The organism is uncultured Anaerococcus sp., from assembly GCF_963510575.1.
Classification (GTDB): Bacteria; Bacillota; Clostridia; order Tissierellales; family Peptoniphilaceae; genus Anaerococcus.
On the sequence record NZ_CAUPFR010000079.1, the window covers coordinates 1 to 7866 of the forward strand.

At 37.6% G+C, this 7866-nt stretch carries 12 protein-coding genes, 1 tRNA gene and 1 other annotated feature; of the genes, 6 read left to right on the plus strand and 7 right to left on the minus strand.

Annotated elements, in window-relative coordinates; translation table 11 throughout:
* On the minus strand, positions 1–517 hold a 517-nt coding region (gene ispE / locus RQ907_RS06430; RefSeq protein ID WP_311492555.1), incomplete at its 3' end, for a 4-(cytidine 5'-diphospho)-2-C-methyl-D-erythritol kinase.
* A gap of 94 nt (positions 518–611) precedes the next feature.
* Positions 612–843 (plus strand) — a binding site (T-box leader).
* A gap of 16 nt (positions 844–859) precedes the next feature.
* Here ispE and RQ907_RS06435 point away from each other — a divergent pair.
* From RQ907_RS06435 to RQ907_RS06455, 5 genes are all read left to right on the plus strand, one after another.
* Entirely contained in the window at positions 860–1114 is a 255-nt protein-coding gene (locus RQ907_RS06435; protein ID WP_311492556.1) for a hypothetical protein, read from the plus strand.
* Positions 1115–1141: 27 nt separating this feature from the next.
* On the plus strand, positions 1142–1651 hold the full coding sequence (locus RQ907_RS06440; protein WP_311492557.1) for a transporter substrate-binding domain-containing protein: 510 nt from the start codon (positions 1142–1144) through the stop codon (positions 1649–1651).
* Between the two features lie 6 nt (positions 1652–1657).
* On the plus strand, positions 1658–2362 hold the full coding sequence (locus RQ907_RS06445) for an amino acid ABC transporter permease (RefSeq protein WP_311492558.1): 705 nt from the start codon (positions 1658–1660) through the stop codon (positions 2360–2362).
* On the plus strand, positions 2349–3068 hold the full coding sequence (locus RQ907_RS06450; protein ID WP_311492559.1) for an amino acid ABC transporter ATP-binding protein: 720 nt from the start codon (positions 2349–2351) through the stop codon (positions 3066–3068). The genes RQ907_RS06445 and RQ907_RS06450 overlap by 14 nt, the downstream gene beginning before the upstream one ends.
* A gap of 41 nt (positions 3069–3109) precedes the next feature.
* Positions 3110–3199: transfer RNA gene (locus RQ907_RS06455), tRNA-Leu, on the plus strand.
* 197 nt (positions 3200–3396) lie between these two features.
* Here the strand turns inward: RQ907_RS06455 and RQ907_RS06460 are convergent.
* The 6 genes from RQ907_RS06460 to rpsF form a co-directional block, all read right to left on the minus strand.
* On the minus strand, positions 3397–3624 hold the full coding sequence (locus RQ907_RS06460; protein ID WP_311492560.1) for a hypothetical protein: 228 nt from the start codon (positions 3622–3624) through the stop codon (positions 3397–3399).
* A gap of 12 nt (positions 3625–3636) precedes the next feature.
* Complete coding sequence (locus tag RQ907_RS06465; RefSeq protein ID WP_311492561.1) at positions 3637–4113, minus strand: helix-turn-helix domain-containing protein; 477 nt, start codon at positions 4111–4113, stop codon at positions 3637–3639.
* A gap of 149 nt (positions 4114–4262) precedes the next feature.
* A complete protein-coding gene (locus RQ907_RS06470; RefSeq protein ID WP_311492562.1) occupies positions 4263–6227 on the minus strand; it encodes a sodium-translocating pyrophosphatase in 1965 nt (654 codons plus the stop codon).
* Between the two features lie 127 nt (positions 6228–6354).
* Complete coding sequence (gene rpsR, locus RQ907_RS06475) at positions 6355–6579, minus strand: 30S ribosomal protein S18 (protein ID WP_004828342.1); 225 nt, start codon at positions 6577–6579, stop codon at positions 6355–6357.
* A gap of 24 nt (positions 6580–6603) precedes the next feature.
* Complete coding sequence (locus RQ907_RS06480) at positions 6604–7116, minus strand: single-stranded DNA-binding protein (RefSeq protein WP_311492563.1); 513 nt, start codon at positions 7114–7116, stop codon at positions 6604–6606.
* A 1-nt stretch (position 7117) separates the two neighbouring features.
* Positions 7118–7402 carry a 30S ribosomal protein S6 gene (rpsF, locus tag RQ907_RS06485; RefSeq protein ID WP_311492564.1) on the minus strand — a complete coding sequence of 95 codons (285 nt, stop codon included), beginning with the start codon at positions 7400–7402 and terminating at the stop codon, positions 7118–7120.
* A 160-nt stretch (positions 7403–7562) separates the two neighbouring features.
* On the opposite strand from rpsF, the gene RQ907_RS06490 reads away from it, so the two are divergent.
* Positions 7563–7866 (plus strand): SDR family NAD(P)-dependent oxidoreductase (locus RQ907_RS06490; protein WP_311492565.1); only part of this gene is annotated, 304 nt, incomplete at its 3' end.

Consider the following 7866-nt stretch of genomic DNA (forward strand, 5'->3'; position numbering starts at 1 on the left):
TATTTGTCCCATCATTTACCAAAAGGATTTTGAGAGGAGTTTTAATCCTAAAAGGATCTAGGATTTCCCCAATCCCAGTAGCTCGTGCTGCCCTATCGAGGAAGAAAAATGGGATATCCGCCCCAAGTTTCGCCCCTTCCTTCATAAGGTCATCTCGGCTAAGACCCAGCTTCCAAAATTCGTTCAAAGCCTTCATAGTCTCGGCACAATTTGTAGACCCACCAGCCAAACCAGCAGCAACCGGTATATTTTTTCTAAGTTTAATCTTAATACCAGGCGCCCTTTCTCCTGCAAGGTCCTTCATAGCCTTGTAAGCCTTGAAAATTAGGTTATCCTCGATTTTACCCAAGTCAACATTAGACTCATAGGCAAATTCGCAATCCTTAGTTTCTTCTATTTCTAATTCATCAAAAAGATTAATCCTAGCCATCAAAGTGTCGATATTATGGTAACCATCAGCTCTTTTTGAGATAATATCAAGGCTTAGGTTAATCTTTGCAAAACATTTTCTAATCATAAATACCTCAAAAATATTATATCCTTTATGATTATTTTTTCTATACTTTATCTAAATAGCTTGACAAGAAAAATAATGGTTATATAATAAGGCATAACAAGCGATGATAAGAAGAGTAATCTTGCATAAATCCTCTAGCGAGTCTTGTAGAGTGGAAGAAGACAGGTAAGGGTAGGATGAAGAGAGTCTTTGAGCTTAGGACCTGAATTAAGAGTAGGGCCTTAGGGGTGTGCCCCTTATAGCATAAGGTATGATAGTACTTATTGAGTCTTATTTTGTGAAAAATAAGAAAATTTGGGTGGCAACACGATAAACTCGTCCCTTTGGGAGGAGTTTTTTTTTATGCCAAAAAGAAAGGAATTTATAATGAAGAAATTATTAATCGGCGTCCTATTAGCAGGACTAATGACAGGATGTGGCGCAAATGAAAACACTAAGGATGCTAAAGAATCTGCAAATACAGATAAATTACCAGGTATTCTAGCTGACGGAAAATTAACTGTAGCAACAAGTGCAGACTTCGCCCCATATGAATTTTATGATGGAGAAGATATTGTTTGTTTAGACCCTGAAATTGTAAAAGCTATTGGAGAATAATTGAAGGTCGTCGTATAAATAAAAGATTTGGACTTTTACAAAATCATAGCATCAATTGGTTCAGGTAGGGCTGATATAGGAGCTGCTGGTATGACAGTAGATCCAAAAAGGCTTGAAAATGTTGATTTTACTGATACTTATGCATCAAGCACTCAATTATTCTTAATAAAAAAAGATAGTGGAATCAAATCAAAAGATGACCTAAAGGATAAGACAATAGGTTGCCAACTTGGTACAATAGGAAATGAACTTGCTGATAAAGAATTTGACAAGGTATCAGCCTTTGCTAAATATCCTGATGCTGTCCTTGCCCTTCAAAATGGAAAAGTCGATGCAATCTTAATGGACCAAACTTCAGCAGAAAAATTCCTAGCAGCCAACGACGATCTTGAAATCATGAAAGCTGACTACGAATCTGAAGATTATGCATTTGCCATCGGTAAAGAAGAAGATGAAGCCAAAGACCTAATAAATAAGGCCATCAAAGAACTTCAAGATGATGGAACAATCGAAAAAATTGTCAAAAAATATAAGTAGGTCCTGATGTTTGACTTGATAAAGACAAATCTCTTAGATGGCAACCTATATATGTACCTTATAGAAGGCCTTAAAATAACCCTTCTAGTAAGTACAATTTCCCTAATATTATCCTTCATCCTAGGTATAATCCTTGCCATAATCAGAAAAGCCAAGATAGACCTCAATCCAAAATGGGATAATCCAAAAGGATTTACCCTGAATATTTTAGATAAGCTAGCTGGGCTTTTTATAACAATCATAAGGGGAACTCCATCAACAATCCAGCTTTTAATTATGTTTAACGTAATTCTTGTAGGCCTTGATAACCTGGTAATAATTGCCATAGCAACCTTCGCCTTAAACTCATCCGCCTACATGTCTGAGGTCATCAGAAGCGGCCTAAATTCAGTAGCAAAAGGAGAAGTGGAAGCTGCAAGAAGCTTGGGACTCTCATATAACGAAGCCCTCTTTAAGATAAGCCTTCCCCAAGCCCTAAGAAACGCCCTCCCAGCCTTAGGTAACGAAGTTATAACACTTTTAAAGGAAACTTCAATATCTGGCTTCATAGGACTAGCTGACTTAACCCGTGGAGCATCAATAATCATATCCAAAACCTTTAAGGCAAGCGTCCCTTATTTTGCGGCAGCTCTAATATATCTAATAATAGTAATCTTGATAGAGCAAGCCTTCAAAGCCATGGAAAGGAAGATACAACATGTTAGAAGTTAGAAATCTTCACAAGAGCTTTGCAAACAACGAAGTTCTAAAAGGAATAGATTTAAAAGTCGATAAGGAAAATGTCATTTCAATAATAGGCCCATCAGGCTCAGGCAAATCAACCTTCCTTAGAAGCCTAAACCTCCTAGAGGAAATTGATAGTGGCCAAATCCTATTTTTAGATAAAAATATAAAAGACTATAATATAAACAGCCTTAGGGAAGAAATAGGCATGGTATTTCAAAATTTTAACCTCTTTAGCCATTTGACAATCATTGATAACCTAACCCTAGCCCCAATCCTCAGAGGCAAACTCGGAAAGGATGAAGCCCCCAAAAAGGCCAGAGAACTCCTAGAAAGAATCGGCCTATCAGATAAGGAAAAATCCTATCCAGACCAGCTTTCAGGAGGACAAAAGCAGAGGATAGCGATAATTAGAGCCCTCATGATGAATCCAAAAATCATGCTATTTGATGAACCAACCAGCGCCCTAGACCCAGAAATGGTTGGGGAAGTTCTAAATTTAATGGCAGATTTAGCAAAAGATGCCATGACAATGTTAGTAGTAACTCATGAAATGGCCTTTGCAAGAGAAGTATCAAACAGATTAATCTTTATGGATGCTGGAAAAATAGTCGAAGAAAGTAATAACCCAAAAGATTTCTTTGCAAACCCAAAAACAGATAGGGCCAAAGATTTTCTAGGAAAAATTATTTGACAAAAGCCAAAAATCATAGTATCATTTAATAGTGATACTAAGCGGGATTGGCGGAATTGGCAGACGCGCAAGACTAAGGATCTTGTGACCGATTTTAGGTCGTGGAAGTTCAAATCTTCTATCCCGCACCATAGAATAATTAAGAAAGAAGGCATTGGCCTTCTTTTTTTCTATTCATTATGCTTGGCACAAGAAGAATTTCCATATTATCCACTATCCTGGCACAATAATCTTTTAATTTTTTTCTAAGTTGACTATAATTTCCCCCTAACAAAGCCCCTCCTACTTTAAAGATATAATAAAACTTATACAAGGTTTTTCAATTACCCTAGCCCCACAAGTCATCTTCCGGATAATTTTCCCTATAGATTTTTATTAACCTTCTTATCTTATCCTTTGCTTCTTTTTTCATATTTTCATCCCACTTTCCTTCTTCAGAGGATTTTTTTAAGTATGAAAGGGCCCTTTTTATGTGAAAATAAAGGGATTTGGGTCCAAATTCTTTGCCGTCAATAATTAGGTATTTTTTGCCTTTTTTGTAAATTTCTTCTACCATCTTTGTTCCTCCCTAAATGCTTTCCAATACTTCTAGGAGTTGGTCGCTTTTCCTAGATTTTTTCTTTTCTTTATCCACACTTGTGGTTTGACCCTTATTATTCTTTATATTATTCATATTTATATTATTATCCTGTGAGTTTTCTCCTATACCCTGCTTCTTATTTTCTACTAGGGGGTCTGTTAAATTTTTGATAGACTCGGTATAATTTTCTGGTATATATAATTTTCTCCTTTCTATCATTTTTGAGTTTTTCTTGTATTCATATATTCTTTTTATAAGTCCAGCTTCTACAAGCTTTGATATAGACTGTGATATTGTAGATATCGACATTTGATAGACTTTCGCGAAATATTTATTTGTAGCATAACAGTAGCCTTTTTTGCTAGAAAGTGCGAGTATGTCTGAATATAGAATTTTATCAAAAGCTGACAGCCTCTTATCTAATCTTATTTCTGATGGTAAGATTGTGTAATATGTTGGTTGCATTTGCCCTCCTTTGGTGGTGTAATTTTTTGCTATACTACTTATATATAGGATTTTTCTATCATATGTCCCGATTTTTGCACAAAAAAATCCTTCATTTTATAGTAAAAAAAGACCCCATCTTAGATGAGGTCGATTTTTATTGTTTTGTTTTAGATGAATAGGCCGGCACAGATTACTGATACTACGGTCATTAGTTTGATTAGGATGTTTAGGGATGGACCTGATGTGTCTTTGAATGGGTCTCCTACTGTGTCTCCTACTACTGCTGCCTTGTGTGCGTCTGAGCCTTTTCCATTTTCGCCGTCTAGGGTTTCGATGTATTTCTTTGCGTTATCCCAAGCTCCACCTGCGTTTGACATGAAGATTGCCATTAGTACGCCTGTTACTAGGGCTCCTGCTAGAAGTCCACCGAGGGATTGTGGGCCAAATACTAGGCCTACAAAGATTGGTACTATGATTGCTAGTACGCCTGGTAGGATCATTTCTTTTAGGGATGCAGATGTTGATATTTCAATACATCTTTGGTAGTCTGGGTCGCTTGTTCCTTCTAGTAGGCCTGGGTCGTTTCTGAATTGTCTTCTTACTTCGTTGATCATTTGTGTTGCGGCTTTGCCTACTGAGTTCATTGTGAGTGCTGTAAATAGGAATGGTAGCATGCCTCCTACGAACATTCCAGCTACTACGTGGCTGTCTAGGATTGAGATTGTTTCTAGGTTTAATGTTTCTGAGTAGGTTACGAATAGGGATAGGGCTGTTAGGGCTGCTGAGCCGATTGCAAATCCTTTACCTATGGCTGCTGTTGTGTTTCCTATTGAGTCTAGTTCGTCTGTGATGTCTCTTACTTCGCTTGGTAGGGCTGCCATTTCAGCGATTCCGCCGGCGTTGTCTGTGATTGGGCCGTAGGCATCTACTGATACTGTTGTGGCTGTTGTTGATAACATTCCTACTGCTGATAGGGCTATACCAAATACTCCGTCTGCCCAGTAGGCTGCGATGATGCCTAGGGAGATTAGGATGATTGGGAATACTGCTGATAGCATTCCTGTTGATAGACCTGAGATGATGTTGGTTGCTACACCTGTTTTTGATTCTTCTGCTATATTTTTTACAAATCTGAATTTATCTGATGTGTAAACTTCTGTTAGTAGTCCGATTGCTATACCTACTATGATTCCTGTGATGATTGCAAGGGCTGCTCTTACGTTGCCAAAGTAGGCGAAGGATAAGATAATAGCTGCAATTAGGACTATGGCGCCTGAGACATAGATTGTCATCATGAGGGCCTTTTGTGGGTCCCTGTGGTTTTTAGATGTGAATAGGAAGCTTGCTACAAGTGAGGCAAGGATTCCTACTGTTACTAAAAGTAGGGTGAAGTTTAATCCAGCGTCGCCGTATGATACAAGGCCTAGGGTGATAGCTGAGATGATTGCTCCTGCATAGGATTCAAATAAGTCTGCTCCCATTCCTGCTACGTCTCCAACGTTATCTCCTACGTTGTCTGCGATTACGGCTGGGTTTCTTGGGTCATCTTCTGGGATACCTGCTTCTACCTTTCCTACAAGGTCAGCTCCAAGGTCGGCAGCCTTTGTATAGATACCACCACCAACTCTGGCGAAGAGGGCAACAGATGATGCTCCGAGTGAATATCCCATTACTATGGCTGGGTCCCTAAAGATTAAGTAGCAGATTAAAAGTCCTGAAAAACCAAGGCCTGTTACTGCATAACCCATTACAGAACCACCTGCAAAGGCAAGTTTTAGGGCTCTGTTTGTGCCACCTTCCATGGCTTCATTTGCACATCTAGAGTTTGATTCTGTAGCGGTCCTCATACCAATAAATCCTGTTAACATTGAGAAACATGAACCGATTACATAACAAATCATGATTCTAAAGTCTAGGAAAATGGAAATTAGGATTGAAACAATTACTACGAAGGCAATGATAAATTTATATTCACTTGCGATGAAGGTCATTGCTCCGTTTTTGATGTATCCTGCAATCTCGTGCATTCTTTTTGAGCCTTGAGATACAGGAAGAATTCTCTCTTTAATAATATAACCCATAGCAAATAACGCTAAGATAGCTACTATTAAAGAAATAATAACAATTAACATAAGTCCTCCTTTTATTATTTAATTATATCTATGACTATACTTTCATATATTAAATATTCATGTTTTATGGCAAATTAAAAGGGAGCCAGGCTCCCATTTGCTTATTGAAATTTATTTGTTTTATATCTTAGTTTTCTTCGTAAGGCAATAGGGCTACTTGTCTAGCTCTCTTGATTGCTCTTGTTATTTCTCTTTGGTGTTTTGCATTTAGACCAGTAACTCTTCTTGGAAGAATCTTACCTCTGTCGGTAACAAATCTTTTTAGAGTTTCAATGTCTTTATAGTCTATTACCTTTGATGGGTCTTTAACAAATGGATCAACCTTTTTTCTTGGTTTAAATCTTCTTGCCATTGTAATTCCTTTCTCTATATTTTTCTAGAATGGAATTCTGCCATCGTCTTGGATTTCAGTAAAGTCATCATCAAAAAAATCGTCATTGGTGCTTGGTGCACTTGCTTGGTTATTTTGATGGCTACTTGTTTGAGAATAGTTGTTTGTATATACATCTTGGTTGTCGCCAGGATTTGAGCTATGACTTTGTCTTTCTGACCTAGATCCTAAAAACTCAACATTGTCGGCAACAACATCTGTTGTATAAACTGTCTTGCCTGATTCTCTATCTTGGTAGCTTCCGGTTTGGATTCTACCTTCTACTGCGCATTGACTTCCTTTAAAGAGGTATCTAGAGGCATTTTCTGCCTGCCTACCCCAAACAGTTATCCTTGGGAAATCTGCTGTTGGACGATTAGCTGCTTCCGCTTCTTCTCTTTTTTCACGACTAAGTTTTTTGTCAATTGCTAATGTGAATGTGCATACCGCTTGATTTCCTTGGGTATATCTTAACTCAGGATCCCTAACTAGGCGTCCTATAAGTATCACTTTATTCATATTAGTCCTCTTTTCTTATAACCATGTATCTAAGAACGAAATCTGAAAGTCTTAATCTTCTTTCAAATTCTTTGATATGATCTGGGTCAGACTTGAAGTCTACGATGTAGTAGTAACCTTCTTTAAGATCTGCGATCTCATAAGCAAGTCTTCTCTTTCCCCAATCATCAACTGATACAACTTCGCCGTTTTCTTCGATATGACCTTTAAATCTATCTAGAAGAGCAATTCTGTCAGCATCAGCTAATTCAGTCTTGAAAATCAATACTGCTTCGTAATTATTCATATTTTCACCTCCCTGTGGACTATTGACCCCGTTTATACTACGGAGTAGAGATTACCTATTGATAATACCCTCTTTTCGCTCAAATGTCAAACTTAGAAAAATTATAGTTTTTTTCTTTAAAATGGGTATATAAGTTTATAGAAAATCTTAAGGAGGTTTTATGAAATTATTAGAAGGTAAAGTCGCTGTTGTGACTGGTTCATCAAGGGGAATTGGTTTTGCTGTTGCAGAAAAATTCCTCGCTAACGGTGCCAAGGTCGCTATCCTTGGTTCTAGGGAAGAATCAGCCAATAAGGCTATTGATAAATTAAAAGAAAATTATGACCCATCCCTTTTTAAAGGCTATTGGCCAAGCTTAACAGAAGAGGCAAGTGTAAAGAACTTTGTAGGTGAGGTTTTAAAGGATTTTGGCAGGGTTGATGTACTTGTAAATTGCGCTGGTATTTCAGATAATATACCAAGTT

What these genes read in the sequence shown, in the direction of transcription:
- RQ907_RS06435 (WP_311492556.1), top strand. Translation starts at nt 860, where the DNA reads ATGCCAAAAAGAAAGGAATTTATAATGAAGAAATTATTAATCGGCGTC.
- RQ907_RS06445 (WP_311492558.1), top strand. Translation starts at nt 1,658, where the DNA reads ATGTTTGACTTGATAAAGACAAATCTCTTAGATGGCAACCTATATATG.
- RQ907_RS06450 (WP_311492559.1), top strand. Translation starts at nt 2,349, where the DNA reads ATGTTAGAAGTTAGAAATCTTCACAAGAGCTTTGCAAACAACGAAGTT.
- RQ907_RS06460 (WP_311492560.1), bottom strand. Translation starts at nt 3,624, where the DNA reads ATGGTAGAAGAAATTTACAAAAAAGGCAAAAAATACCTAATTATTGAC.
- RQ907_RS06465 (WP_311492561.1), bottom strand. Translation starts at nt 4,113, where the DNA reads ATGCAACCAACATATTACACAATCTTACCATCAGAAATAAGATTAGAT.
- RQ907_RS06470 (WP_311492562.1), bottom strand. Translation starts at nt 6,227, where the DNA reads ATGTTAATTGTTATTATTTCTTTAATAGTAGCTATCTTAGCGTTATTT.
- rpsR (WP_004828342.1), bottom strand. Translation starts at nt 6,579, where the DNA reads ATGGCAAGAAGATTTAAACCAAGAAAAAAGGTTGATCCATTTGTTAAA.
- RQ907_RS06480 (WP_311492563.1), bottom strand. Translation starts at nt 7,116, where the DNA reads ATGAATAAAGTGATACTTATAGGACGCCTAGTTAGGGATCCTGAGTTA.
- rpsF (WP_311492564.1), bottom strand. Translation starts at nt 7,402, where the DNA reads ATGAATAATTACGAAGCAGTATTGATTTTCAAGACTGAATTAGCTGAT.